The following is a 25,453-nucleotide window of genomic DNA, read 5'->3' on the forward strand; positions in this document are numbered from 1 at the left end:
CCCTGGCTGTACCTGCTCGATCCTCCGGACGCTCCCTGCCTCTCGCTCCTCGAGGGCTATGCCAACCTTTGGCTGCTCTCCAGCCCCTTTCCCCAGTGGGCGATCCATGAGCGCACGCCGACAGCACCCGCCTGAAACACCACCCATAAAAAACCCCGGCACGAAGGCCGGGGCTGGGAAAGGTGGAGCGCAGGCGTGTGATCTCAGTCCACGGCCTTGACCATGTCTTCCAGGACTTTCTTGGCGTCGCCGAAGACCATCATGGTCTTGTCCAGGTAGAACAGTTCGTTGTCCAGGCCGGCGTAGCCGCTGGCCATGGAGCGTTTGTTGACGATCACGGTCTTGGCCTTGTAGGCCTCGAGGATCGGCATGCCGGCGATGGGCGACTTGGGGTCGTTCTTCGCGGCCGGGTTGACCACGTCGTTGGCGCCCAGGACCAGCACCACGTCGGCCTGGCCGAACTCGGAGTTGATGTCTTCCATCTCGAACACCTGCTCGTAGGGCACTTCGGCCTCGGCCAGCAGGACGTTCATGTGGCCGGGCATGCGGCCGGCGACCGGGTGGATGGCGAACTTCACGGTCACGCCACGGTGGCTCAGCTTCTCCGACAGTTCCATCAGCGCGTGCTGGGCACGGGCCACGGCCAGACCGTAGCCGGGGACGATGATGACGGTGTCGGCGTTGGTGAGCAGGAAGGCCGCGTCGTCGGAGGAGCCCGACTTCACCGGGCGCTGCTCCTGGCTGCCGCCCGAGCTGCCGGCGTCCGCGTCGGCACCGAAGCCGCCGAGGATGACGTTGAAGAACGAGCGGTTCATCGCCTTGCACATGATGTAGGAGAGGATCGCGCCCGAGGAGCCCACCAGCGAACCGGCGATGATCAGCATCGAGTTGTTCAGCGAGAAGCCGATGCCGGCCGCCGCCCAGCCCGAGTAGCTGTTGAGCATCGACACCACCACCGGCATGTCGGCGCCGCCGATCGGGATGATGATCAGCACGCCGATGACGAAGGCCAGGGCCACCAGCACGGCGAAGGCGCGGATGTCACCGGTGAAGGTGAAGTACAGGCCCAGTGCGAGGATGGCCAGGCCCACCAGCAGGTTGACCATGTGCTGGCCCTTGAACACCACCGGAGCGCCCTGGAACAGGCGGAACTTGTACTTGCCCGAGAGCTTGCCGAAGGCGATCACCGAACCGGAGAAGGTGATGGCACCGATGGCCGCGCCGAGGAACAGTTCCAGGCGGTTGCCCTTGGGAATGGCGTCGCCCAGGGTGGCGACGATGCCCAGGGACTGGGGCTCGACCACGGCGGCGATGGCGATGAACACGGCGGCCAGGCCGATCATGCTGTGCATGAAGGCGACCAGCTCCGGCATCTTGGTCATTTCGACGCGCTTGGCCATGATCGAGCCGGCGGTGCCGCCGACCAGCAGGCCGACGATGACGTAGCCGATGCCCTGGGTGGCGAGCTCAGCGCCGAGCTTGTAGATCAGGCCGACGGTGGTGAACACCGCGATGGCCATGCCGATCATGCCGAACAGGTTGCCGCGACGGGACGTGGTCGGGTGCGACAGGCCCTTCAGGGCCTGGATGAAGCACACCGAGGCGACGAGGTAGAGAACAGTGATCAGGTTCATGCTCATGGTCAGTGTTTCTCCGCAGCCGCTTTCGGCGCTTTCTTCTTGAACATTTCCAGCATGCGGCGGGTGACCAGGAAGCCACCGAAGACGTTCACCGCGGCCAGGGCCACCGCCAGGGTGCCCATGGCCTTGCCCAGGGGGGTGACGGTGAGCGCGGCGGCCAGCATGGCGCCGACGATCACGATCGCGGAGATGGCGTTGGTCACGGCCATCAGCGGGGTGTGCAGGGCGGGGGTCACGTTCCACACCACGTGGTAGCCGACGTAGATGGCCAGCACGAAGATGATCAGGTTGTAGATGCCGTCAGAAATCAGGTCCATGTCCGCTGCCCCTTAGCCGTTGGTGCGGACGACTTGCCCGTCGCGGCACATCAGGCACGCGGCGACGATGTCGTCTTCGAGGTTGAGGTGGAACTGGCCGTCCTTGTCGATGACCAGCTTGAGGAAATCCAGCAGGTTGCGGGCGTACAGCGCGGAGGCATCGGCCGGCACCAGGGCCGCGAGGTTGCCGTGGCCGACGATGGTGACGCCGTGCTTGACCACCACCTGGTCCAGCTCGGTGAGCGGGCAGTTGCCACCCTGGGCGGCGGCCAGGTCGATGACCACGGAGCCCGGCTTCATTTCGGCGACGGTGGCCTCGTGGAGCAGGGTCGGGGCCTTGCGGCCGGGGATCAGCGCGGTGGTGATGACGATGTCGGACTGCTTGGCGCGCTCGTGCACGGCCTTGGCCTGGCGCTCCATCCAGGAGGCGGGCATGGGGCGGGCATAGCCGCCGACGCCCTGGGCGCATTCGCGCTCTTCATCGGTCTCGAAGGGCACGTCGACGAACTTGGCGCCGAGGGACTCGATCTGCTCCTTCACCGCCGGGCGCACGTCGGAGGCTTCGATCACTGCACCCAGGCGCTTGGCCGTGGCGATGGCCTGCAGGCCGGCGACACCGGCGCCGAGGATCAGCACGCGGGCGGCCTTCACGGTACCGGCGGCGGTCATCAGCATGGGCATGAAGCGCGGGTAGTGGTTGGCCGCCAGCATCACCGCCTTGTAGCCGGCGATGTTGGCCTGGGACGACAGCACGTCCAGGCTCTGGGCGCGGGAGGTACGCGGGGCGGCCTCCAGGGCGAAGGCGGTCAGGCCACGGGCGTTGAGCCGGGCGATGGTTTCGTTGCTGAAGGGGTTGAGCATCCCCACCAGGACGGCACCGGCCTTCATCAGGGCGGCTTCGTCGTCGCTGGGAGCCACGACCTTGAGCACCAGGTCGGCACCGAAGGCGGCAGCGGCATCACCCAGGGTGGCGCCGACGGCTTCGAAGGCGGCGTCGGGAATGCTGGCGTTGATGCCGGCCCCGCGCTGCACGGTGACCTGATGGCCTTGGCCGATCAGCTTCTTGATGGTCTCTGGCGTCGCGGCAACCCGCGTTTCGCCGGCCTGGGTTTCGAGAGGAACACCGATGTGCACGTAAAAACCTCCTGCGTGATCGTTTTACTTATGAGTCCAGTGCACTGCGATGGCGCTCTGGCGGGCGGATCAGCACGACGCCGCCGGGTGCGCATGGCGCGACCAGGACGGGCGCGGCATTTTGCAGGTGAACCGAATGGCCATCAAGGAGTTCTGGAGCAAAACGCAACAAGAACTACAAGTCACCTACTGACCGTTTTCCCGGTGATAAGGTTCGATCTGCCTCCAGCCCTTGTCTAATGGGCCTTTCGGCGTTCTTTTGTCTTCCGTGAGACGCCGGGGCTCGTGGAAAAGCGCCTGGCACGCCGGAACCTCGGGAAGGCTGCGCAATCCTGCCGTGTCCAGCGTGGGGACTGTTAGTCAGCGTTTTTTATAGTTGCCATAAGGTCCCGGAAATCCGGGCTTCTGTAGTTTTCATGAATAGTTGACTACAGGGTCAGGTCGCTCTGCGGCGGGGCTTTGAGCCGGGTGTGCGGGGTGGGTGTGGCGGATTGTCGCGATAGTGCCTCAGACCAGCAGGCCAAGGGTCTTGGCGCGCATCACGGCCTGGGTGCGGCGTTTCACGCCGAGCTTGCTGTTGATCTTCTTGGTGTGGGTCTTGACGGTGTTGACCGAGATGAACAGCCGCCCGCCGATCTCTTCGTTCGAGCAGCCCTCGGCCAGCAGGTGCAGCACCGCCTGTTCCCGCTGGCTGAGCAGTGCCACGGCCGCCGGGGTGCCGTTCGGCAGGGCGGCCCATTCCTGCAGTAGGCCGTTGAGGCCCAGTGCCGAGGCCTGCTGGCGGGCTTCGCGCTCCAACTGGGCGGCGTCCTCCTGGCCGAGTTGCCGCGCGGCCTCGGCCAGTACCAGGCCGACTTCACAGGCCAGCGGCCGGTACTGCAGGCGCTCGCAGCGTTGCAGGAGGCTGCGCAATGCCGCTTCGGCCTGCTGCGGGTGGCCGGCGCTGAGGTGCACCCGGGCCAGCAGCAGCTGGTTGCGCAGGGGCAGGGTGGGGTAGTCGAGCGGGGCCATCCAGGGGTGTTCGCCCTCGAAGTAGCGCTGGATGCGCAGGCCCACCGGCTCGACCCGTTCCCAGCGGCCCTGGCGGGCCAGCACGCGCATGCTCTGCAGGCTGAGGGCGCCGTTGAAGCACAGGCGCCAGACCTGCCGGCAGTGCATCTGCCGCTCGGCTTCGCGCAGGTGCAGGAAGGCCTGGTCGAACTCGCCCTGGCGCGAGCTGCGTTCGGCGAGGCCGAGGTAGCCGTGCAGGGCGAAGGGGTCGGCGCAGGCCAGGGCCTGTTCCAGGCCGCTGTCCAGGGCGGGGCCGGCTTCGTCGAGGCGACCGTGGAGCAGGTGCAGTTCGGCCTGGATCAGGTGCAGGCGGCCCAGCAGCAGGCCGTCGACGCCCCGGCGCCGGGCGGTGAGGGCGAAGCTCTGGGTGACCAGGCTCTGGGCGCGGGTGAGTTCGCCCCGCAGGACCAGCAGGCGGATGCGGTCGAGGTTGATCAGCACCTCGAAGAGCACGCTGCCCTGGCGCCGTGCCAGTTCGAGGGCGTCGTGCAGCAGGGCGGCGGCCTGGTCGGGCTCGCCTTCGGCCATGGCCAGCCGGGCCAGGGCGGAGTGGCACAGCAGCAGCGGCATCCAGTCCCGTTCGGGCAGGTGTTCCAGGGCTTCGCGGCAGTGCTGTCGGGCTTCGCTGGCGGAGCGTCCGCGCAGGGCGGTGAGCACGCCCTGCAGGGCCTGGCCGTTGGCGATCAGCTTGCGGTTGCGCCGTGCGTCGGCCTGGGGCAGGAAGCGGCCGAGGTGCTCGATGCAGGCCTGGGCTTCGTCCAGGCGCCAGGCCAGCAGCAGGGCCCAGGCGCTGAGGGTGAGCAGGCGCGGGGTGCTTTCCAGCAGCACCTGGGGCAGGCGGTCGCGCCAGGCGAGCAGGTGGGCGAGGTGCTGTTCGCCGGTGAGCCATTCCTGGCCGAGGTGTTCGAGGTAGTTGGCGGCCACTTCCGGCTGCTGGGCGCAGAGCGCCTGTTCGATGGCGTCTTCCACCTGGCCGGCGGCGATGAAGACCCGGCAGGCGGCCAGGTGCAGGTGGGTGGCGGCTGCGGGGGCGAGGCGGTTGCGCAGCACCCGGGCGACGATGGGCAGGACGCGGTACCAGCGGCCCTCTTCGTCCAGCGGCATGAAGAAGGCATGGCGGGCGAGAAGACGGGCGAACAGGGCGGCGCCATCGCCGTCCTCCCAGAGTTGCTGGCAGAGCTCGGCGCTGACCCGGGGCAGGTGCACCAGGGCGAACAGGCAGCGGGCTTCGTCGTCGTCCAGGCGGGCCAGCAGTTCGTGGTCGAGGTATTCCTTGAGCCAGCAGTGGTGGGCGCCGACGTTGCTGGCGGCGGCCGGGGGGAAGCGGCTGCACAGTTGCAGGCGGACGCCGGCGCACCAGCCTTCGCTTTCCGCCCACAGCTCGTCGCGCAGGGTCGGGTTGGCCTGGGGGGCGATCAGGTCCACCAGGCGCTCCTGCTCGTCACGGGTGAGGGCGAGCTGGGCGGCGTCCAGCTCTTGCAGGTCACCGGCCAGCAGCAGGCGCGGCAGGTTCCACTCGGGGCGCTGGCGGGCGCTGACCAGCAGCTGCAGGTTGGGTGGGGTGCGGGCGAGCAGCAGGTCGATGCAGGCGTCCAGTTCGGGAGGCGGGTCGGCGGGGTAGTCGTCGAGTACCAGCCACAGCGGCCGCGAGGGGTCGCCCAGCAGTTGCCAGAGGGCCTGTTGCGGGGGCAGGTCGGGGGCCGGGCGCTGCAGGGCGGTGGCGACCTGGGCGACCAGGCGCTCCACGGGGAGGGCTTCGCCACCGAGGCCGATCCAGGCGATGGCGTCGTGGGTGTCGGCGCCGGCCCGCAGCAGTTCGCTGAGCAGCACGCTCTTGCCGAAGCCGGCGGGGGCACAGAGCAGGCGCAGGCGCGCCGGTTGCTCCAGCAGGGGCGCCACCAGGCGCGGCCGGGGCACGTGCGCGGGCGGCAGGCGGGGCACGCCGGGACGGTCGGGTCGGGGGGCGGTGCGGGGCATGGCGGTTCTCGGTGTTGTCGTTATGGTGAACCGTGGTCGTTCAGGCTAGACATCCGCTGCCATCGCGCAAAGGCCCATGCGCCGGCGTGATGGCGGGTCATAAGGGGGCGCCCGTCCCTGGGCGCGGTGTGCTCAGCGGATGCCGGCGTTGCGCAGGGCGGCGGGGGTGTAGTCGGCGCCGCTGGCCTTGAAGCCGAACTCGGTGCCGTGCTTCTCCTCGTTCTTCAGGCCGAGGGCGATGTAGCGGCCGGCGATGATGTCGTAGAGGGCTTCGAGGGTGTAGGCGGAGACCTGCTGGCCGTAGTGGTACTCGGCGTGGCCTTCGCCGACGCGCCACAGTTGGCCGCGACCGTCGTAGTGGTCCACCAGGGCCACCTGCCAGCTGTCCTCGTCGAGGTACATGTGGCGCTTGGCGTAGATGTGCCGCTCGCCGGACTTGAGGGTGGCGACCACTTCCCAGACCCGGTGCAGCTCGTAGCGGGTGAGGTCCTGGTTGATGTGGCCGGGGCGGACGATGTCGGCGTACTTGAGGCTGGTGGAGTCGAGTTTGTAGCTGTTGTAGGGGATGTACATCTCCTTCTTGCCGATCAGCTTCCAGTCATAGCGGTCGGGGGCGCCGGAGAACATGTCGAAGTTGTCGGCGGTGCGCATGCCGTCGGCGGCGGTACCGGGGCCGTCGTAGGCGACCTGGGGGGCACGGCGCACGCGGCGCTGGCCGGCGTTGTAGATCCACGCCAGGCGCGGCTCCTTGACCTGGTCGATGGTCTCGTGGACCAGCAGCACGTTGCCGGCCAGGCGCGAGGGCGCGAGGACCCGCTGCTTGAAGTAGAGGAGGATGTTGGCGGCCTTGTCCTTGTCTAGGTCGGTCATGTCGGCGGGGAAGGCGACCTCGTCCTGGAACTGCACGGGAGAGAAGGAGCCGTTGGTCTGCGGGGTGACCTGGACCACCAGGCGCCGGGCGTTGCCGCCGCGGTAGCGGGTGATGTGGTTCCACAGCACCTGGACGCCGTCCTTGGGAATCGGGAAGGCGTAGTAGTGGCTGTCGGCGAAGTTGGAGAGGCCGTTGCCGCCGTCCACCGGCTGGGTGTTGAGGGCGCTCTGCCGGGCGGCGGCGTAGATGGCCTCCGGCGCGGCGGCGGTGCGGTGGGTGGGGTAGACCGGGATCTTGTAGGTCTCGGGATAGCGCTTGAACATCGCCAGCTGCCCTTCGGAGAGCCTGGCTTTGTACTGATCGACGTTCTGGGCGGTGATGGTGAACAGCGGCTTCTCGCTGGCGAAGGGGTCGGCGAGGAAGCCGTTGGCGTCGATCGGTGCGGCGTTCTTCGCCAGGCCGCCGGTCCAGGCGGGGATGCTGCCGTCGGCGTTGCCGGCCTTCTCGGCGCCCAGGGGGGTGAGGGTGGTGCCGAGTTGGGCGGCCTCTTCGGGGCTGACGGCCGCCATGACCTGGCAGGCCAGCAGGCCGAGTACCAGTGCGCCACCTTGCAGGATTCTTATGGTTTTCATGGTGCGAGTCCTATGCGCGGGGTCAGAAGTTCAGACCGAAGCTGAGGGCGACGAAGTCGCGATCAGTGGTGGGGTTGTAGTGGCCGCCGAAGAAGTCGGTGTAGCTGAGGCTGGCGGTGTAGGTGTTCTGGTATTCGGCGGTGAGGCCGAGGCTGATGGCCTTGGAGCCTTCGTTGAAGTTGGGGCCGTAGCCGTCGACGTCATGGGACCAGGCGAGGCTCGGGCTGAGGTTGATGCCGGCGATGACGTTGGGGTAGTCGAGCACGGCGCGGGCGCGGTAGCCCCAGGAGTTGCTGGTGTAGAAGCCCTTGTCGTTGCACTCGCGCTGGGCGGGGCTGGAGGCGGTGAGGGCGATGCAGGTGGCCTGGGAGGAGAGCTGGCCGGGGCCGTAGATCGGGTCGCGGCCGTAGCGCAGGGAGCCGATGTCGTCGTCGAGGCCGCTGATGTGGTTGTAGCCGACTTCGGCCACCAGGGTGAGGCGGCTGGCGCCCATGACCTGGTCGACGAACTGGGTGGCGGTGACCTGGGCCTGGGTGACCGGCTTGCGCTCGTAGCCATGGATGATGGCGCCGGCGGTGTTGCTGCTGTGGCCGCTCTCGAACACCGGTGAGGAGGGTACCGCCAGGGCGGCGAAGGACAGGTCGGTGCTGTTGAGCTGCAGCGGCATGTTGGGGCGGTAGCTGATCTCGCCGGCCACGGAGGTGCCTTCGATGTTGGTCTGGAAGCTCAGGCCGTAGAGGCGGATGTCCTCGGGGTATTCGATGAAGTAGCGGGCGCCCGGTGCACCGGGGATCACCGCGAGGCTCGGGCTGGTGGTGCGGATGGTGCTGAACACCGGGCCACGGCTGTGGTAGTTCATGGCGTAGGCGCCGAATTCGGTGTCGTTGAACTCCGGCACGAACCAGCGCAGGGCGACGCCGAACTGGCCGCTGTCGCGGGCGTCCTTGTCACCGGCGCGGGGGATGTAGAGGGTGCTGCCGGTGTTGGTGGAAACGCCGGGGGCGAGGTCGGGCCCGTTGACGATGAGGCGGTCGGTGCAGCCGTCGGCGACCACGTCGGAGGTGGAGAAGAAGGTGCCGCAGTTGTCGGCGACGGTCTGGTCCCATTCCAGCTGGTAGAAGGCTTCGGCCGAGAGGTTCTCGGTGAGGCTCTGGGACAGGTAGATCATGTTGACCGGAATGAGGCCTTCCTTGATCTCGGCGCCCGGTCGGCGGAAGGCGGCGGCGTCGATGGGGTTGATGCTGTTGATGCTGTTGCCGATGAAGGTGCTCTCGCCCCAGCTCACCACCTGCTTGCCGACCCGGACCGAGCCGGGCAGGTCGCCGAGGTTGTAATTGTGGTAGAGGAAGGCATCGAGGATCTGCGCGCCGGAGGCCTTGGCACCTTCCTTCCGGTTGTGGTCGTCGATGTCGTAGAACTCGCGGTGCTCGTCCTTGAGTTCGAAGTCATACCAGTACTTGCCACGGATGAAGATGCCGGTGTCGCCGTACTTCAGCTCGAGGTCGTGGATGCCCTTGAAGATCTTCGAGAAGGTCTCGCCCTTCTTGAAGTTGAGGCGGCCATCGTCGCTGGTCCGGGACAGGGCGGTGCCGCCGCTGGCGGTGGAGATGAAGTCCCGGTCCGGGGCGCGGGTGCTCCAGCTGGCGCCGACGGACAGCGAGGAGTCCAGCTGCCCTTCGATCTCCCCGATGTTGAAGTTGATGGCGAAGGCGGGGGCGCTCAGCCCCAGTGCCACGGCGGCGGCCAGCGCGTGCGGCCGGAAGATTCCGCGCATTGTTCTTGTTGTCATGCGGCTCTCCAGTGAAGGAATGAGGGAGGCTTCATGCTAGTCAGCGCGGTCGGGGCCCATAACTGCCTGAATGGGCGATTTGCGGCATCACCCGTGTGGGTGATGCGGTGGGATGGGGCGCGGGGAAATGACCTGTTCTGGTGCGTCGGGCGGGGATTCGGGCTGGGCTGTCACCTTGCGTGACAGGGCGCTGGGTGGGGTGTTTCGCCTCAGGATTCGCCTGCTTCCTGGCGATACCGGGCGGCGGCTTCCAGCAGCCAGTCGCGGAAGGCGCCGAGCACGGCGGACTCGACCTTGCGCTCGGGGATGAACAGGTAATAGGCCTTGTCGCTGCGGCAGCTGTGGGTGAGGGCAGTGACCAGGCGGCCTTCCTCCAGTTCGCGCTGGATGAGGAAGGGGGGGATGAGGGCGACGCCCATTTCGTGCATGGCGGCCTGGGCGAGCATGGAGAAGAGTTCGTAGCGTGGGCCGCTGAGGTCGCGGGCGACGTTCAGGCCGAGGGAGTTGAACCACTGGCGCCAGGCGTAGGGGCGGGTGGTCTGCTGCAGCAGCGGCAGGCGGGCGATGTCCTCTGCGCTGAGGCTGGTCCGGCCGCCCAGCAGGCTGGGGCTGCACACCGGTACGGAATGCTCGTGCATGAGGAAGTGGGACTGGGTGCCGGACCAGTCGGCGGTGCCGAAGTGCAGGGCGGCGTCGAAGTCGGTGTCGGCGAACAGGAAGGGGCGGGTGCGGTTGGTGAGGTTGACGGTGACTTCGGGGTGCAGGCGCTGGAAGTCCTTCAGCCGGGGCAGCAGCCATTGGGTGCCGAAGGTGGGGACCACGGCGAGTTCGATGGCCATGGCGCCCTGCTGGCCCATGACGGCGAGGGTGTCCCGCTCGACGGCGTCGAGCTGGCTGGCGATGCGCCGGGAGTAGGCGAGGCCGGCTTCGGTGAGCTTCACGCCACGTCGGGAGCGGCGGAACAGTTCGATGCCGAGGAAGTCTTCCAGGCCGCCGATCTGGCGGCAGATGGCGCTCTGGGTGAGGGCCAGCTCTTCGGCCGCCTTGGTGAAGCTCTGGTGGCGGGCGGCGGATTCGAATGCGACCAGTGCGCTGGTGCTGGGAATCTTGCGGCGCATTGTGTACGGCTACCTCACAAATGACGGGCCTTTGGCGGGGCTATGAAGCGTTCGGAGTGAGAAATTAGCACAAGAGGGTGCGAAAACCTCGTTTGCCGGGCTTGGGGGCGCTGTCTAGGATTGTTCCCCACAACGCGCGGACACTCCGCCTGATCCCATCCCTTATTCGAGGACCTGCCCATGGCTGCCAAAGCTTCCTTCAACTGGATCGACCCGTTGCTGCTGGACCAGCAACTGACCGAAGAGGAGCGCATGGTGCGCGAGAGCGCCCAGCAGTTCGCCGAGGACAAGCTGGCGCCGCGCGTGCTGGAGGCCTTCCGTCATGAGCAAACCGATCCGGCGATCTTCCGCGAGATGGGCGAAGTGGGCCTGCTGGGCGCGACCATTCCGGTGGAGTACGGCGGCAGCGGTCTGAATTACGTGTGCTACGGGCTGATCGCCCGCGAAGTGGAACGCATCGACTCGGGCTACCGCTCGATGATGAGCGTGCAGTCGTCCCTGGTGATGGTGCCGATCAACGAGTTCGGCAGCGAGGCGCAGAAGCAGAAGTACCTGCCGAAGCTGGCCAGCGGTGAGTGGATCGGCTGCTTCGGTCTGACCGAGCCGAACCATGGTTCCGACCCGGGCTCGATGGTGACCCGTGCGAAGAAGGTGGATGGCGGCTATCGCCTGAGCGGCAGCAAGATGTGGATCACCAACAGCCCGATCGCCGATGTGTTCGTGGTCTGGGCGAAGGACGATGCCGGCGACATCCGCGGCTTCGTGCTGGAGAAAGGCTGGGAAGGCCTGAGCGCGCCGGCGATCCACGGCAAGGTGGGCCTGCGTGCCTCCATCACCGGCGAGATCGTGATGGACAACGTGTTCGTGCCGGAGGAGAACGCGTTCCCTGAGGTGCGTGGCCTGAAAGGTCCGTTCACCTGCCTGAACTCGGCTCGCTACGGCATCTCCTGGGGGGCGCTGGGTGCCGCCGAGTTCTGCTGGCACACCGCGCGCCAGTACGTGCTGGACCGTCACCAGTTCGGTCGCCCGCTGGCGGCCAACCAGCTGATCCAGAAGAAGCTGGCCGACATGCAGACCGAGATCACTCTGGCTCTGCAGGGCTGCCTGCGCCTCGGCCGGATGAAGGACGAGGGTACGGCGGCTGTGGAGATCACTTCGATCATGAAGCGCAACAGCTGTGGCAAGGCGCTGGACATCGCGCGCATGGCCCGCGACATGCTGGGCGGCAACGGCATCTCCGACGAGTTCGGCATCGCCCGTCACCTGGTGAACCTGGAGGTGGTCAACACCTACGAGGGCACCCATGACGTCCACGCGCTGATCCTCGGCCGCGCGCAGACCGGTATCCAGGCGTTCTTCTGATCCGGTCCCTGTCCGGGCCCTTCTATATATAGAGGGGCCCGGCTCTGCTTATTTCTTCTTCCGCAGGTGATTCCATGGCTGGTGCCCTCTCCCATATCCGCGTGCTCGACCTGTCCCGTGTGCTTGCCGGGCCTTGGTCGGGGCAGATCCTTGCTGACCTCGGTGCCGACGTGATCAAGGTGGAGCGGCCGGGGAGTGGCGACGATACCCGCGCCTGGGGGCCGCCCTTCCTCAAGGACGAAAGCGGGCGGGATACCAGCGAGGCGGCGTACTTCCTCTCGGCCAACCGCAACAAGCAGTCGGTGACCATCGACTTCACCCAGCCGGAAGGCCAGGCGCTGGTGCGAAAGCTGGCGGCGGAGTCGGACATCCTCATCGAGAACTTCAAGGTCGGTGGGCTGGCGGCCTATGGGTTGGACTACGAATCCCTGAAGGCGATCAATCCGCGGCTCATCTATTGCTCCATCACCGGCTTCGGTCAGTTCGGCCCCTATGCCAAGCGGGCGGGTTACGACTTCATGATCCAGGGGCTGGGTGGGCTGATGAGCCTGACCGGGCGCTCGGATCAGGAAGAGGGTGCCGGGCCTGTGAAGGTGGGGGTGGCGCTGACGGACATTCTTACCGGGCTCTATTCCAGCGTGGCCATCCTGGCGGCCCTGACCGCCCGTGAGACCACCGGCCGGGGACAGCACATCGACATGGCGCTGTTGGACGTGCAGGTGGCCTGCCTGGCGAACCAGGCGATGAACTACCTGACCACGGGCGTTCCTCCCCGGCGCCTGGGCAATGCGCATCCGAATATCGTGCCGTACCAGGACTTCCCCACGGCGGATGGTGATTTCATCCTCACGGTTGGCAACGACGGGCAGTTCCGCAAATTCTGTGAGGTGGCCGGGCATCCGGAATGGGCGGACGATCCGCGCTTTGCCAGCAACAAGGCACGGGTGGCGAACCGGGCGGAGCTGATCCCGCTGATCCGCCAGGCCACCGTATTCAAGACCACGGCCGAGTGGGTGGCGGCACTGGAAGCGGTCGGCGTGCCCTGCGGACCGATCAACGACCTGGCGGCGGTATTCGAGGATCCCCAGGTTCTGGCCCGGGGGCTGAAAGTCGAATTGCCCCATGCACTGGCCGGTGCGGTGGCCCAGGTGGCCAGCCCGCTGCGCCTTTCCGATACGCCAGTGGAGTACCGGATGGCACCGCCGCGCCTGGGCGAGCACACGGCATCCGTACTGGAGCGTGTGCTGGGGCTGTCGGCGGAGGCTATCGAGCGTCTGCGGCAGGAAGGGGTGGTGTAGCCACCTCTATAAAGAGGCCTGGAAGCCGGGCGTAAACTTTTTCCGAAAAGGGGGTTTACACCCATCTTCACTCATGTAGAATGCGCGCCTCGCTGAAGCGGAACGCTCTGCCAAGCGAGCTAAGTTGTTGAGTAGAAAAGAAAATTTCGAAAAATAGCTTGACGGAAGAAAGAGGTGCTGTAGAATACGCGCCTCGCTTCGGAAGAGAAATAGAACGAAGCGCAAGTTGTTGAGTAGAAAGAAAAAATTCTTCGAAAAACAGCTTGACAGAAAGAAAGGCTGCTGTAGAATGCGCGGCCTCGGTTGAGACGAAAGACTTGATCGAAACGCTCTTTAAAAATTTGAATCAAGCAATTCGTGTGGGTGCTTGTGATGTAAGACTGGTAGTCGACTGATTATCAGCAACACAAGTAACACTCGTGAATTCGAGAGTTTATTTGCGATTGCTGAGCCAAGTTTAGGGTTTTCTCAAAACCCAAGCAGTATTGAACTGAAGAGTTTGATCATGGCTCAGATTGAACGCTGGCGGCAGGCCTAACACATGCAAGTCGAGCGGATGAGTGGAGCTTGCTCCATAATTCAGCGGCGGACGGGTGAGTAATGCCTAGGAATCTGCCTGGTAGTGGGGGATAACGTTTCGAAAGGAACGCTAATACCGCATACGTCCTACGGGAGAAAGTGGGGGATCTTCGGACCTCACGCTATCAGATGAGCCTAGGTCGGATTAGCTAGTTGGTGGGGTAATGGCCCACCAAGGCGACGATCCGTAACTGGTCTGAGAGGATGATCAGTCACACTGGAACTGAGACACGGTCCAGACTCCTACGGGAGGCAGCAGTGGGGAATATTGGACAATGGGCGAAAGCCTGATCCAGCCATGCCGCGTGTGTGAAGAAGGTCTTCGGATTGTAAAGCACTTTAAGTTGGGAGGAAGGGCAGTAAGTTAATACCTTGCTGTTTTGACGTTACCAACAGAATAAGCACCGGCTAACTTCGTGCCAGCAGCCGCGGTAATACGAAGGGTGCAAGCGTTAATCGGAATTACTGGGCGTAAAGCGCGCGTAGGTGGTTCAGCAAGTTGGATGTGAAAGCCCCGGGCTCAACCTGGGAATTGCATCCAAAACTACTGAGCTAGAGTACGGTAGAGGGTGGTGGAATTTCCTGTGTAGCGGTGAAATGCGTAGATATAGGAAGGAACACCAGTGGCGAAGGCGACCACCTGGACTGATACTGACACTGAGGTGCGAAAGCGTGGGGAGCAAACAGGATTAGATACCCTGGTAGTCCACGCCGTAAACGATGTCGACTAGCCGTTGGGATCCTTGAGATCTTAGTGGCGCAGCTAACGCGATAAGTCGACCGCCTGGGGAGTACGGCCGCAAGGTTAAAACTCAAATGAATTGACGGGGGCCCGCACAAGCGGTGGAGCATGTGGTTTAATTCGAAGCAACGCGAAGAACCTTACCTGGCCTTGACATGCAGAGAACTTTCCAGAGATGGATTGGTGCCTTCGGGAACTCTGACACAGGTGCTGCATGGCTGTCGTCAGCTCGTGTCGTGAGATGTTGGGTTAAGTCCCGTAACGAGCGCAACCCTTGTCCTTAGTTACCAGCACCTCGGGTGGGCACTCTAAGGAGACTGCCGGTGACAAACCGGAGGAAGGTGGGGATGACGTCAAGTCATCATGGCCCTTACGGCCAGGGCTACACACGTGCTACAATGGTCGGTACAAAGGGTTGCCAAGCCGCGAGGTGGAGCTAATCCCATAAAACCGATCGTAGTCCGGATCGCAGTCTGCAACTCGACTGCGTGAAGTCGGAATCGCTAGTAATCGTGAATCAGAATGTCACGGTGAATACGTTCCCGGGCCTTGTACACACCGCCCGTCACACCATGGGAGTGGGTTGCTCCAGAAGTAGCTAGTCTAACCGCAAGGAGGACGGTTACCACGGAGTGATTCATGACTGGGGTGAAGTCGTAACAAGGTAGCCGTAGGGGAACCTGCGGCTGGATCACCTCCTTAATCGAAGACATCAGCTTCTTCATAAGCTCCCACACGAATTGCTTGATTCACTTGCGAAAAGCGATTGGGTTTAGACCCGAAAGTGTGACGATTGGGTCTGTAGCTCAGTTGGTTAGAGCGCACCCCTGATAAGGGTGAGGTCGGCAGTTCGAATCTGCCCAGACCCACCAATTGTCGAGGGCGCAGCAGGTCTGAAGGGGCCATAGCTCAGCTGGGAGAGCGCCTGCTTTGCACGCAGGAGGTCAGGAGTTCGATCCTCCTTGGCTCCACCATCCACACAATCGCTGAAAGCTCAGAAATGAGTACCTGGTTCAGGTATTGATTTCTGGTCTTTGCGCCAGAACGTTCTTTAAAAATTTGGGTATGTGATAGAAGTGACTTGTTGAGTGTTTCACTGCACTCAGCAACTCAAGGCAAAATTTGCGAGTTCAAGCGCGAATTTTCGGCGAATGTCGTCTTCACACCATGACCACTGGCAGATTGCTTGGGGTTATATGGTCAAGTGAAGAAGCGCATACGGTGGATGCCTTGGCAGTCAGAGGCGATGAAAGACGTGGTAGCCTGCGATAAGCTTCGGGGAGTCGGCAAACAGACTTTGATCCGGAGATCTCTGAATGGGGGAACCCACCTAGGATAACCTAGGTATCTTGTACTGAATCCATAGGTGCAAGAGGCGAACCAGGGGAACTGAAACATCTAAGTACCCTGAGGAAAAGAAATCAACCGAGATTCCCTTAGTAGTGGCGAGCGAACGGGGATTAGCCCTTAAGCTTCTTGGATTTTAGCGGAACGCTCTGGAAAGTGCGGCCATAGTGGGTGATAGCCCCGTACGCGAAAGGGTCCTGGAAGTGAAATCGAGTAGGACGGAGCACGTGAAACTTTGTCTGAACATGGGGGGACCATCCTCCAAGGCTAAATACTACTGACTGACCGATAGTGAACCAGTACCGTGAGGGAAAGGCGAAAAGAACCCCGGAGAGGGGAGTGAAATAGAACCTGAAACCGTATGCGTACAAGCAGTGGGAGCCTACTTTGTTAGGTGACTGCGTACCTTTTGTATAATGGGTCAGCGACTTATATTCAGTGGCGAGCTTAACCGAATAGGGGAGGCGTAGCGAAAGCGAGTCTTAATAGGGCGTTTAGTCGCTGGGTATAGACCCGAAACCGGGCGATCTATCCATGAGCAGGTTGAAGGTTAGGTAACACTGACTGGAGGACCGAACCGACTCCCGTTGAAAAGGTAGCGGATGACTTGTGGATCGGAGTGAAAGGCTAATCAAGCTCGGAGATAGCTGGTTCTCCTCGAAAGCTATTTAGGTAGCGCCTCACGTATCACTCCAGGGGGTAGAGCACTGTTTCGGCTAGGGGGTCATCCCGACTTACCAAACCGATGCAAACTCCGAATACCTGGAAGTGCCGAGCGTGGGAGACACACGGCGGGTGCTAACGTCCGTCGTGAAAAGGGAAACAACCCAGACCGCCAGCTAAGGTCCCAAAGTTGTGGTTAAGTGGGAAACGATGTGGGAAGGCTTAGACAGCTAGGAGGTTGGCTTAGAAGCAGCCATCCTTTAAAGAAAGCGTAATAGCTCACTAGTCGAGTCGGCCTGCGCGGAAGATGTAACGGGGCTCAAACCACACACCGAAGCTGCGGGTGTCACGTAAGTGACGCGGTAGAGGAGCGTTCTGTAAGCCTGTGAAGGTGAGTTGAGAAGCTCGCTGGAGGTATCAGAAGTGCGAATGCTGACATGAGTAACGACAATGGGTGTGAAAAACACCCACGCCGAAAGACCAAGGGTTCCTGCGCAACGTTAATCGACGCAGGGTGAGTCGGCCCCTAAGGCGAGGCTGAAAAGCGTAGTCGATGGGAAACGGGTTAATATTCCCGTACTTCTAGTTACTGCGATGGAGGGACGGAGAAGGCTAGGCCAGCTTGGCGTTGGTTGTCCAAGTTTAAGGTGGTAGGCAGGGTGCTTAGGAAAATCCGGGCGCTCAATGCCGAGAGCTGATGACGAGTTATCTTTTAGATGACGAAGTGGTTGATGCCATGCTTCCAGGAAAAGCTTCTAAGCTTCAGGTAACTAGGAACCGTACCCCAAACCGACACAGGTGGTTGGGTAGAGAATACCAAGGCGCTTGAGAGAACTCGGGTGAAGGAACTAGGCAAAATGGCACCGTAACTTCGGGAGAAGGTGCGCCGGTGAGGGTGAAGGATTTACTCCGTAAGCCCATGCCGGTCGAAGATACCAGGCCGCTGCGACTGTTTATTAAAAACACAGCACTCTGCAAACACGAAAGTGGACGTATAGGGTGTGACGCCTGCCCGGTGCCGGAAGGTTAATTGATGGGGTTAGCGCAAGCGAAGCTCTTGATCGAAGCCCCGGTAAACGGCGGCCGTAACTATAACGGTCCTAAGGTAGCGAAATTCCTTGTCGGGTAAGTTCCGACCTGCACGAATGGCGTAACGATGGCGGCGCTGTCTCCACCCGAGACTCAGTGAAATTGAAATCGCTGTGAAGATGCAGTGTATCCGCGGCTAGACGGAAAGACCCCGTGAACCTTTACTGTAGCTTTGCACTGGACTTTGAGCCTGCTTGTGTAGGATAGGTGGGAGGCTTTGAAGCGAGGACGCCAGTTCTCGTGGAGCCATCCTTGAAATACCACCCTGGCATGCTTGAGGTTCTAACTCTGGTCCGTCATCCGGATCGAGGACAGTGTATGGTGGGCAGTTTGACTGGGGCGGTCTCCTCCCAAAGAGTAACGGAGGAGTACGAAGGTGCGCTCAGACCGGTCGGAAATCGGTCGCAGAGTATAAAGGCAAAAGCGCGCTTGACTGCGAGACAGACACGTCGAGCAGGTACGAAAGTAGGTCTTAGTGATCCGGTGGTTCTGTATGGAAGGGCCATCGCTCAACGGATAAAAGGTACTCCGGGGATAACAGGCTGATACCGCCCAAGAGTTCATATCGACGGCGGTGTTTGGCACCTCGATGTCGGCTCATCACATCCTGGGGCTGAAGCCGGTCCCAAGGGTATGGCTGTTCGCCATTTAAAGTGGTACGCGAGCTGGGTTTAGAACGTCGTGAGACAGTTCGGTCCCTATCTGCCGTGGACGTTTGAGATTTGAGAGGGGCTGCTCCTAGTACGAGAGGACCGGAGTGGACGAACCTCTGGTGTTCCGGTTGTCACGCCAGTGGCACTGCCGGGTAGCTATGTTCGGAAGAGATAACCGCTGAAAGCATCTAAGCGGGAAACTCGCCTCAAGATGAGATCTCACTGGGATCTTGAATCCCCTAAAGGGCCGTCGAAGACTACGACGTTGATAGGTTGGGTGTGTAAGCGCTGTGAGGCGTTGAGCTAACCAATACTAATTGCCCGTGAGGCTTGACCATATAACACCCAAACAATCTGGTGTTGTTGGTGAAGTCGACAAACCGAAAGTTCGATTGAACCGCAAAGTACTGTCACATACCCGAATTCGGGTGAGCGTCTCGACGATCACCCTAAAGAATTGCTTGACGACCATAGAGCGTTGGAACCACCTGATCCCATCCCGAACTCAGTAGTGAAACGATGCATCGCCGATGGTAGTGTGGGGTTTCCCCATGTGAGAGTAGGTCATCGTCAAGCACCTATACCAAACCCCCGATCATCGAAAGGTGATCGGGGGTTTGACTTTGCGCGGATGAAAAGTCTGCTGGGGATAACCCCAGTCCCGCTTCGAGTATTTCCGACTCCCCTTCCTTTGCAGCACGCTCGCTTGGCCAAGTAGCTTCATACCTTCGTACGAACAGGGCGTGACATTTCCTAATAACGCCTGATTGTTGCCTGGGTGGCCCTCCCTGAGACTGGCTCGACTTACCCTTCGAGTCCGGTCCTTTCGACATGAAGCTAACGCTTACCCCTCCCCTCAAGGCCAGCTATTGGATGGAGTCCATCGAGCATGGCGAGAGCCCGTTCGCTCCTCTGACTGGCAAGCACAAGGTCGATGTCCTCATCGTCGGTGGTGGCTTCGTCGGGCTTTGGACAGCCCTTTCCATCAAGCAAATGGAGTCCCAGGCGCGCGTCATGCTGGTCGAGCAGGATGTCTGTGGCGGCGGTGCATCCGGGCGCAATGGAGGATTCGTCATGTCCTGGTGGCCCAAGATCGGAACCCTCCTGAGCTTCTGCGATGCCAACCAGGCACGCTTCCTGGGCGAACAGGCCGAGCGTGCCATTTCCGAACTCGGGGAGTTCTGCGAGGAGCACCAGATCGACGCCCATTACCGGCAGGCAGGTTGGCTGTGGACCGCCACCACCCCACGACACGTCGATACCTGGAATACGACGCTCGCTGCCTGTGAGCGACTGGGTGTGAGCCCATTCGAGCGGGTCGATGCCAATGAGGTGGCCCGGCGAACAGGCTCCCACGTGCATCTGGCGGGGGTCTTCGAACGTAGCAACGCCACCGTTCAGCCAGCTTTGCTGGTAAGTGGAATGAGACGGGTAGCGCTGGCCAACGGTGTGGAGATCCACGAGCACACCGGAGTGACCGCCATCAGCCCCGGCGAGCCCGTGGAGGTGAGTACAGCCAGTGCCAGTATCCGAGCGGACCGCGTCGTGCTTGCCACCAACGCCTGGGCAGCCGCATTGCCCGAACTCGCCAGTGCGATAGTGCCCGTCAACAGCTCCACCGTCGTTACCGAGGCGATTCCCCATCGACTGGCCGAGATCGGCTGGACCGGTGGCGAGGCCATTACCGACTCTCAGTTGATGGTCGACTACTACCGAACCACCCACGACGGTCGCATCGCATTCGGCAAGGGCACCGGAGCCCTCGCATATGGTTCGCGGATTGACGCCACCTTCAGCGATCACCCGCCCAGTCTTCGCCTTACCGAGGCCGATCTGCGCCGTACCTATCCCATGCTCAACGACGTCGGTATCACTCACCGCTGGTCCGGCCCGATCGACCGCACTTACGACAGCCTGCCCGTATTCGGTCGACTCGCCGGGCATACCAACATCCACTACGGCATCGGCTGGAGCGGCAATGGCGTTGGCCCCAGCCGCCTCGGCGGCCGCATCCTCGCCAGCCTGGCCCTGGGGCGTGACGATGCCTGGAGTCGCTGCCCCCTGGTGGAGCGCCGCTTTCGCCGGTTCCCACCTGAACCCCTGCGCTACATCGGCGGTTCCCTGGTGCGCAGCGCCGTGATGCGCAAGGAGCGCGCAGAGCTGAAGGGCGATGAGCCTGCCCCACTCGACCGCTTCCTCGCCTGCTTCGCCCCCGCCGGCCTGGAGGATAAAGGCTGAAGGGCTGTATCCCGCAGCGTGCTGCACCTGAGAGGCCGCTTCACTCCCCCCTGATCCCAATAAAAGAGGAAATAACAAATGGGCATCAACCAACGAATCGAAACGGAGTCCGGCCTCGAAGCCCATGCTCTGGGCTCGCTCGAGACCGTCGCCATCATCATCGGCACCAATATCGGCGCTGGCGTGCTCAGCATGGCCTACGCCGCCCGCAAGGTCGGCTACCTGCCGTTGCTCGCCTGCCTCGCCATCACCTGTTTCTTCTGCATCATCACCATGCTCTACGTCGCAGAAGCCTGCCTGCGCACACGTGGCAACAATCAGCTCAGTGGCCTCGCGCGGCGCTACCTGGGCACGTTCGGAGGTTGGCTGATCTTTATTGCCGTCGCTGCCAACAGCTATGGCGCCCTGGTCGCCTACATGAGCGGCAGCGGCAACATCATGGCCGACTTCTTCGGCCAGTACGGCCTGACTCGGGAGATGGGCAGCCTGTTGTTCTTCATCCCCTCCGCGCTGGTTCTCTACCTCGGCCTCAAGGCCCTTGGCATCGGAGAAAAGCTCATCAGTACCGGCATGGTGCTGATCGTCTGCGTACTGATCGCCGCCACCCTCACTCATGCGGACACCCGCATCGCCCACCTGTGGCGAAGTGACTGGCAGTACGTGGTCCCCATCTTCAACCTCGCCGTATTCGTCTTTGGCGCTCAGTTCCTTGTGCCGGAACTGGTGCGCGGTAACCTCACGACGCCCAGGCGACTCCCATGGCTGATCATCCTCGGCATGGTCCTCACCTTTATCCTGGTCGCCGCGATACCCGCTTCCGTGATCGCTCTGGTGGGGCCCGAAAATCTCAGCGAAGTGGCCACGCTCAGTTGGGGCAGGTCCCTTGGGCAGTGGGCCTACTACACCGCCAACACCTTCGCCTTGCTGGCCATGCTGACCTCTTACTGGGGGCTGGGCGGCTGCCTGTTCACCAACTTCTTCGACCATTTCCGCCTGGGCAGCGAGCGCAACCTGCGCAAGCGCCTCCTGGTTCTCGCCCTGGTCTCCGTACCGCCCTTCCTGCTGGCCTATTCCGGCATTGGCGGCTTCGTCAACGCCCTCTATTTCGCCGGCACCTTCGGTGGTGTGTTGATGGGCATCATCCCGATCCTGCTGCTCAACGCCGCGCGCCGCTCCGGTGACCAGGCACCGGCATTCACCTGTGGCTGGTATGCCCATCCCATGATCCAGGTCGCGATCATCCTCATCTTCGCTGCCAGTGGCCTCTACGCCATCGCCTCCGCACTCGGCATGTTGCCGGCCAGCTGGTGAGGTCCGGACCGGCGGCCCCTGGCGATTACACTGGTCGCTCAACCCTGGAGCAGCCTGGACATGCCCTTCACCCTGCGAGAACTCCTCGCCCTACCGGCACTCCGCTCGCGACTGGTGAGCGGAGCCGCCGGCCTTGATCGACCCGTCCGCTGGGCCCACGTCTGCGAGCTCCCCGATCCCACCGCATGGCTCGGGGAGGCTGACCTGCTCATGAGCACAGGCCTCGGTATCCCCGCCGCTCCCTCGGAGCAGCGTCGCTATGTCCAGCGACTCATGGAGGCCGGTCTGGCCGGCCTGATGATCGGCGAAGACATGCAAGCGCCAGCTGACCTCGAAGCGCTGTGCGACGCCGCGGAGCGCCTGGGCTTTCCCCTTGTCTTCACCGAGTACGGCGTCCCCTTTGCCGCCGTTACCCGCGCCATCGCCGATGCCGGACGCAGCATCGAGCGCGAACGGCACCTGGCGCTCCAGCGCATCTACGAAACCGCCCGGTTGAGCCTGGGTGGCCTCGGGCTGGCGCCACTCCTGGCCCGCCTGGAAAAGGACGTCGCAGCGGCACTTCACCTGATCGACAGCCGCACCCTGGCGCCTTGGGATGAAGCCTTGCCAGCCCTTGCCGAAAGCGCCCGACTGGCCATCAGGCAAACGCGCGCTCAGGGGCGCACAGGGCTCTCGCCCATGTTGCAGCGTTATCCCCATCCCGACGGCGAGATGCTGGGCATGGCCCTGCCATCGGAGCCCGACTGCCTGCTGGTGGTCCGCGCTGGTGAACTGCCCGACTACGCGCTGCTGCATCACCTGCTCGCGATCGTGGGAATCGAGCTCGAACGCATGCACGTCGAGAGCGAGCGCCGGCTGCGTCTGGGGTCCGAGCTTCTGGATGACCTGTTGAACGGGCGCGCAGCGTCCCATCAAGCCGAGCAGCGCCTGCAGGCGCTCATGCCGGGCCTGCCGCTCACCGCATTGCAGCTGTGCATTGCTCGGATGCCGCTCGAAGACGCTCCAGGCAGGGAAGACATTCTGCAGCGCTGGGGCCAGCGCGGTCTGCTGCGGATCCAGGGCCATGAGATCGTCCTGCTTCAACCCGCTGAGCGGATTGGCGAACTGCAGGCCGAGTTGGGCGCAGAGCTGGGAGCGAGCAACCCGGTGGAACGGCCCGAGCGATTTGCCGACGCGCTGCGCGAAGCACGTCTCGCTCTCGCGCATGCAGGCCCCCGGATGCCCCTGATCCTCTACGCCACCCTGGGGCCGGGGGCGCCCTGGCTGCCCCGCTCCCTGGATGAAGCCGAGCGCACTGCGCGGCAGACGCTCGGCCCATTGCTGGAACAGGAGCGAGCCCAAGGTGCGCCGCTGCTGCACAGCCTGCAGGTCTTTCTCGAAGAGAATCGCTCCTGGCAGGCAGCCGCCCGGCGCCTGCACGTCCACAAGCAGACCCTGGTGTATCGCATGCGGCGTATCGAAGCGATCACGGGCCGTTCCCTGGACAGCACCGAAGACGTCACCGTCCTCTGGCTTGCCCTGCGGGCGGCTCGCCTCGCGGGGATCGGGCCGTCGTGAAGAGGTAGCCTCCGGGCGGGTGCAGAAACACAAAGGCCCCCTGGATTTCTCCAGGGGGCCTTTCGTTGTCTGGCGCATCCGGCGGGATTCGAACCCACGACCCCTGCCTTCGGAGGGCAGTACTCTATCCAGCTGAGCTACGGATGCTTGAGAGCGCGCAATCATACCTGCACGTGACGTCGGAGTCCATTTTGCGTGGCGTGTTCTGAATATTGAACGCGCACGCTCCTCGTCACGGATTCTGCACAGCAAAACCCGACGGGCGCTCATTTTTTTGTCTGTTTTATCGAACGTAGTATTGCCCTTTGATCCCTCTGGCCCTAGCATTCGTTTGAGATTTCAAACGCCCCTTGCACTGCCAAGCCCGGCTGCTGCAATCGACTTCCTTTCCTGGCCAATCCTGGGGTTGGCCGAACAAAAACAACGGACCCCGGCTCCTTGTAACCGGTGCGAAGGAGACAGAGATGCAATTGAAAGATGCCACGCTGTTCCGCCAGAAAGCCTACATCGACGGGGCCTGGCTGGACGCTGACAGCGGCCAGACCATCAAGGTCAACAACCCGGCCACGGGTGAGATCCTGGGTACCGTTCCGAAGATGGGCGCTGCCGAGACCCGCCGTGCCATCGAAGCTGCCGAACGTGCTCTGCCGGCCTGGCGTGCCCTCACCGCCAAGGAGCGTGCGGCCAAGCTGCGTCGCTGGTTCGAACTGATGATGGCCAACCAGGACGACCTGGGCCGCCTGATGACCCTGGAGCAGGGCAAGCCGCTGGCCGAAGCCAAGGGTGAGATCGCCTACGCCGCCTCCTTCATCGAATGGTTCGCCGAAGAAGCCAAGCGCATCTACGGCGACGTCATCCCCGGCCACCAGCCGGACAAGCGCCTGATCGTCATCAAGCAGCCCATCGGCGTGACCGCGGCCATCACCCCGTGGAACTTCCCCGCTGCGATGATTACCCGCAAGGCCGGTCCGGCCCTGGCCGCCGGCTGCACCATGGTGCTCAAGCCTGCTTCCCAGACCCCGTACTCCGCCCTCGCCCTGGCCGAGCTGGCCGAGCGCGCCGGCATCCCCAAAGGCGTGTTCAGCGTCGTCACCGGCAGCGCCGGTGAAGTGGGCAGCGAGCTGACCAGCAACCCCACCGTGCGCAAGCTGTCCTTCACCGGCTCCACCGAGATCGGTCGCCAGCTGATGGCCGAATGCGCCCAGGACATCAAGAAGGTGTCCCTGGAACTGGGTGGCAATGCCCCCTTCATCGTCTTCGACGATGCCGACCTGGACGCCGCCGTCGAAGGCGCACTGATCTCCAAGTACCGCAACAATGGCCAGACCTGCGTCTGTGCCAACCGCCTGTACGTGCAGGACGGCGTGTATGACGCCTTCGTCGAGAAGCTCAAGGCCGCCGTGGCCAAGCTCAACATCGGCAACGGTCTGGAAGACGGCGTCACCACCGGCCCGCTGATCGACGAGAAGGCCGTGGCCAAGGTCCAGGAACACATCCAGGACGCCGTCAGCAAAGGCGCCAAGGTCGTTTCCGGCGGCAAGCCCCACGCCCTGGGCGGCACCTTCTTCGAGCCGACCATCCTGGTCGACGTACCGAAGAACGCCGCCGTCGCCAAGGAAGAGACCTTCGGCCCGCTGGCCCCGCTGTTCCGCTTCAAGGACGAGGCCGAAGTCATCGCCATGTCCAACGACACCGAGTTCGGCCTGGCCTCCTACTTCTACGCCCGTGACCTGGGCCGCGTGTTCCGCGTGGCCGAGGCGCTGGAATACGGCATGGTGGGCATCAACACCGGCCTGATCTCCAACGAAGTGGCGCCGTTCGGCGGCATCAAGGCCTCCGGCCTGGGTCGCGAAGGCTCCAAGTACGGCATCGAGGACTACCTGGAAATCAAGTACCTCTGCCTCGGCGGGATCTGAACCTGATGCAAAGACGGGGCAAGGCGCGAAAGAGCGCGCGGCGCCCCAGCTCCACAACCTGAACCGACGAACCTCCGGCGGGCCTGCGCAGTCGATCATCGAATGCTGCGCAAGCGCCCACCGGGGGTATTCATCCTTGAGACTGCGCCGCCCGATGAGCGGCCGTGAGG

The 25,453-nt window shown here is 63.1% G+C and carries 13 protein-coding genes, 3 tRNA genes and 3 rRNA genes; 11 read left to right on the forward strand and 8 right to left on the reverse strand.

The window, feature by feature from the left end:
• Positions 1 to 203: 203 nt before the first annotated feature.
• The 7 genes from FBY21_RS21015 to FBY21_RS21045 all read right to left on the reverse strand — a co-directional run bounded on the left by FBY21_RS21015 (position 204) and on the right by FBY21_RS21045 (position 10,528).
• The gene (locus FBY21_RS21015) at positions 204 to 1,640 is read right to left on the reverse strand and encodes an NAD(P)(+) transhydrogenase (Re/Si-specific) subunit beta (RefSeq protein ID WP_044405769.1); all 1,437 of its coding nucleotides are present in this window, start codon (positions 1,638 to 1,640) and stop codon (positions 204 to 206) included.
• 2 nt (positions 1,641 to 1,642) lie between these two features.
• On the reverse strand, positions 1,643 to 1,957 hold the full coding sequence (locus tag FBY21_RS21020; protein ID WP_044405771.1) for an NAD(P) transhydrogenase subunit alpha: 315 nt from the start codon (positions 1,955 to 1,957) through the stop codon (positions 1,643 to 1,645).
• A gap of 12 nt (positions 1,958 to 1,969) precedes the next feature.
• The gene (locus FBY21_RS21025) at positions 1,970 to 3,091 is read right to left on the reverse strand and encodes a Re/Si-specific NAD(P)(+) transhydrogenase subunit alpha (protein ID WP_074969656.1); all 1,122 of its coding nucleotides are present in this window, start codon (positions 3,089 to 3,091) and stop codon (positions 1,970 to 1,972) included.
• Between the two features lie 507 nt (positions 3,092 to 3,598).
• A complete protein-coding gene (locus FBY21_RS21030; protein ID WP_142013420.1) occupies positions 3,599 to 6,118 on the reverse strand; it encodes a LuxR C-terminal-related transcriptional regulator in 2,520 nt (839 codons plus the stop codon).
• 132 nt (positions 6,119 to 6,250) lie between these two features.
• Positions 6,251 to 7,621: a DUF1329 domain-containing protein gene (locus tag FBY21_RS21035; RefSeq protein WP_044403420.1), complete on the reverse strand. Its 1,371-nt coding sequence runs from the start codon at positions 7,619 to 7,621 to the stop codon at positions 6,251 to 6,253.
• A 22-nt stretch (positions 7,622 to 7,643) separates the two neighbouring features.
• Positions 7,644 to 9,410, reverse strand: a complete 1,767-nt coding sequence (locus FBY21_RS21040; RefSeq protein ID WP_142013423.1) for a DUF1302 domain-containing protein — start codon at positions 9,408 to 9,410, stop codon at positions 7,644 to 7,646.
• A gap of 209 nt (positions 9,411 to 9,619) precedes the next feature.
• On the reverse strand, positions 9,620 to 10,528 hold the full coding sequence (locus tag FBY21_RS21045) for a LysR family transcriptional regulator (protein ID WP_044403416.1): 909 nt from the start codon (positions 10,526 to 10,528) through the stop codon (positions 9,620 to 9,622).
• Positions 10,529 to 10,708: 180 nt separating this feature from the next.
• Here FBY21_RS21045 and FBY21_RS21050 point away from each other — a divergent pair, with 180 nt between their 5' ends.
• From FBY21_RS21050 to FBY21_RS21095, 10 genes are all read left to right on the forward strand, one after another.
• A complete protein-coding gene (locus tag FBY21_RS21050; RefSeq protein ID WP_044403414.1) occupies positions 10,709 to 11,890 on the forward strand; it encodes an acyl-CoA dehydrogenase in 1,182 nt (393 codons plus the stop codon).
• Positions 11,891 to 11,964: 74 nt separating this feature from the next.
• Positions 11,965 to 13,188 (forward strand): CaiB/BaiF CoA transferase family protein, encoded by a 1,224-nt coding sequence (locus FBY21_RS21055; RefSeq protein WP_142013425.1) that lies wholly within the window; start codon positions 11,965 to 11,967, stop codon positions 13,186 to 13,188.
• 487 nt (positions 13,189 to 13,675) lie between these two features.
• Positions 13,676 to 15,211: ribosomal RNA gene (locus FBY21_RS21060) — 16S ribosomal RNA — on the forward strand.
• A 93-nt stretch (positions 15,212 to 15,304) separates the two neighbouring features.
• Positions 15,305 to 15,381, forward strand: a tRNA-Ile gene (locus tag FBY21_RS21065).
• A gap of 26 nt (positions 15,382 to 15,407) precedes the next feature.
• Positions 15,408 to 15,483: transfer RNA gene (locus tag FBY21_RS21070), tRNA-Ala, on the forward strand.
• Positions 15,484 to 15,707: 224 nt separating this feature from the next.
• Positions 15,708 to 18,599, forward strand: a 23S ribosomal RNA gene (locus FBY21_RS21075).
• A gap of 122 nt (positions 18,600 to 18,721) precedes the next feature.
• A 5S ribosomal RNA gene (gene rrf, locus FBY21_RS21080) occupies positions 18,722 to 18,837 on the forward strand.
• The 16S, 23S and 5S rRNA genes sit together here with 2 tRNA genes alongside, the layout of an rRNA operon.
• A gap of 255 nt (positions 18,838 to 19,092) precedes the next feature.
• Positions 19,093 to 20,499, forward strand: coding sequence for an NAD(P)/FAD-dependent oxidoreductase (locus FBY21_RS21085; RefSeq protein ID WP_142013427.1), 1,407 nt, complete (start codon positions 19,093 to 19,095; stop codon positions 20,497 to 20,499).
• A 78-nt stretch (positions 20,500 to 20,577) separates the two neighbouring features.
• Positions 20,578 to 21,810, forward strand: coding sequence for an aromatic amino acid transport family protein (locus FBY21_RS21090; RefSeq protein WP_142013430.1), 1,233 nt, complete (start codon positions 20,578 to 20,580; stop codon positions 21,808 to 21,810).
• A 60-nt stretch (positions 21,811 to 21,870) separates the two neighbouring features.
• Positions 21,871 to 23,367 (forward strand): PucR family transcriptional regulator, encoded by a 1,497-nt coding sequence (locus FBY21_RS21095; RefSeq protein ID WP_142013432.1) that lies wholly within the window; start codon positions 21,871 to 21,873, stop codon positions 23,365 to 23,367.
• Between the two features lie 70 nt (positions 23,368 to 23,437).
• On the opposite strand, the gene FBY21_RS21100 is transcribed toward FBY21_RS21095, so the two are convergent.
• Positions 23,438 to 23,514 (reverse strand) — tRNA-Arg (locus FBY21_RS21100).
• A 317-nt stretch (positions 23,515 to 23,831) separates the two neighbouring features.
• Between FBY21_RS21100 and gabD the strand changes: the two genes are divergently transcribed.
• On the forward strand, positions 23,832 to 25,283 hold the full coding sequence (gabD, locus tag FBY21_RS21105; RefSeq protein ID WP_044401960.1) for an NADP-dependent succinate-semialdehyde dehydrogenase: 1,452 nt from the start codon (positions 23,832 to 23,834) through the stop codon (positions 25,281 to 25,283).
• Positions 25,284 to 25,453: the final 170 nt, after the last annotated feature.

This window comes from Pseudomonas sp. SLBN-26 (assembly GCF_006715895.1).
Classification (GTDB): Bacteria; Pseudomonadota; Gammaproteobacteria; order Pseudomonadales; family Pseudomonadaceae; genus Metapseudomonas; species Metapseudomonas otitidis.

Excerpts from the sequence above, each read along its gene's own strand:
- FBY21_RS21045 (WP_044403416.1), bottom strand. The coding sequence starts at position 10,528 with ATGCGCCGCAAGATTCCCAGCACCAGCGCACTGGTCGCATTCGAATCC.
- FBY21_RS21055 (WP_142013425.1), top strand. The coding sequence starts at position 11,965 with ATGGCTGGTGCCCTCTCCCATATCCGCGTGCTCGACCTGTCCCGTGTG.
- FBY21_RS21015 (WP_044405769.1), bottom strand. The coding sequence starts at position 1,640 with ATGAGCATGAACCTGATCACTGTTCTCTACCTCGTCGCCTCGGTGTGC.
- gabD (WP_044401960.1), top strand. The coding sequence starts at position 23,832 with ATGCAATTGAAAGATGCCACGCTGTTCCGCCAGAAAGCCTACATCGAC.
- FBY21_RS21035 (WP_044403420.1), bottom strand. The coding sequence starts at position 7,621 with ATGAAAACCATAAGAATCCTGCAAGGTGGCGCACTGGTACTCGGCCTG.
- FBY21_RS21040 (WP_142013423.1), bottom strand. The coding sequence starts at position 9,410 with ATGACAACAAGAACAATGCGCGGAATCTTCCGGCCGCACGCGCTGGCC.
- FBY21_RS21020 (WP_044405771.1), bottom strand. The coding sequence starts at position 1,957 with ATGGACCTGATTTCTGACGGCATCTACAACCTGATCATCTTCGTGCTG.
- FBY21_RS21050 (WP_044403414.1), top strand. The coding sequence starts at position 10,709 with ATGGCTGCCAAAGCTTCCTTCAACTGGATCGACCCGTTGCTGCTGGAC.
- FBY21_RS21030 (WP_142013420.1), bottom strand. The coding sequence starts at position 6,118 with ATGCCCCGCACCGCCCCCCGACCCGACCGTCCCGGCGTGCCCCGCCTG.
- FBY21_RS21085 (WP_142013427.1), top strand. The coding sequence starts at position 19,093 with ATGAAGCTAACGCTTACCCCTCCCCTCAAGGCCAGCTATTGGATGGAG.
- FBY21_RS21095 (WP_142013432.1), top strand. The coding sequence starts at position 21,871 with ATGCCCTTCACCCTGCGAGAACTCCTCGCCCTACCGGCACTCCGCTCG.
- FBY21_RS21090 (WP_142013430.1), top strand. The coding sequence starts at position 20,578 with ATGGGCATCAACCAACGAATCGAAACGGAGTCCGGCCTCGAAGCCCAT.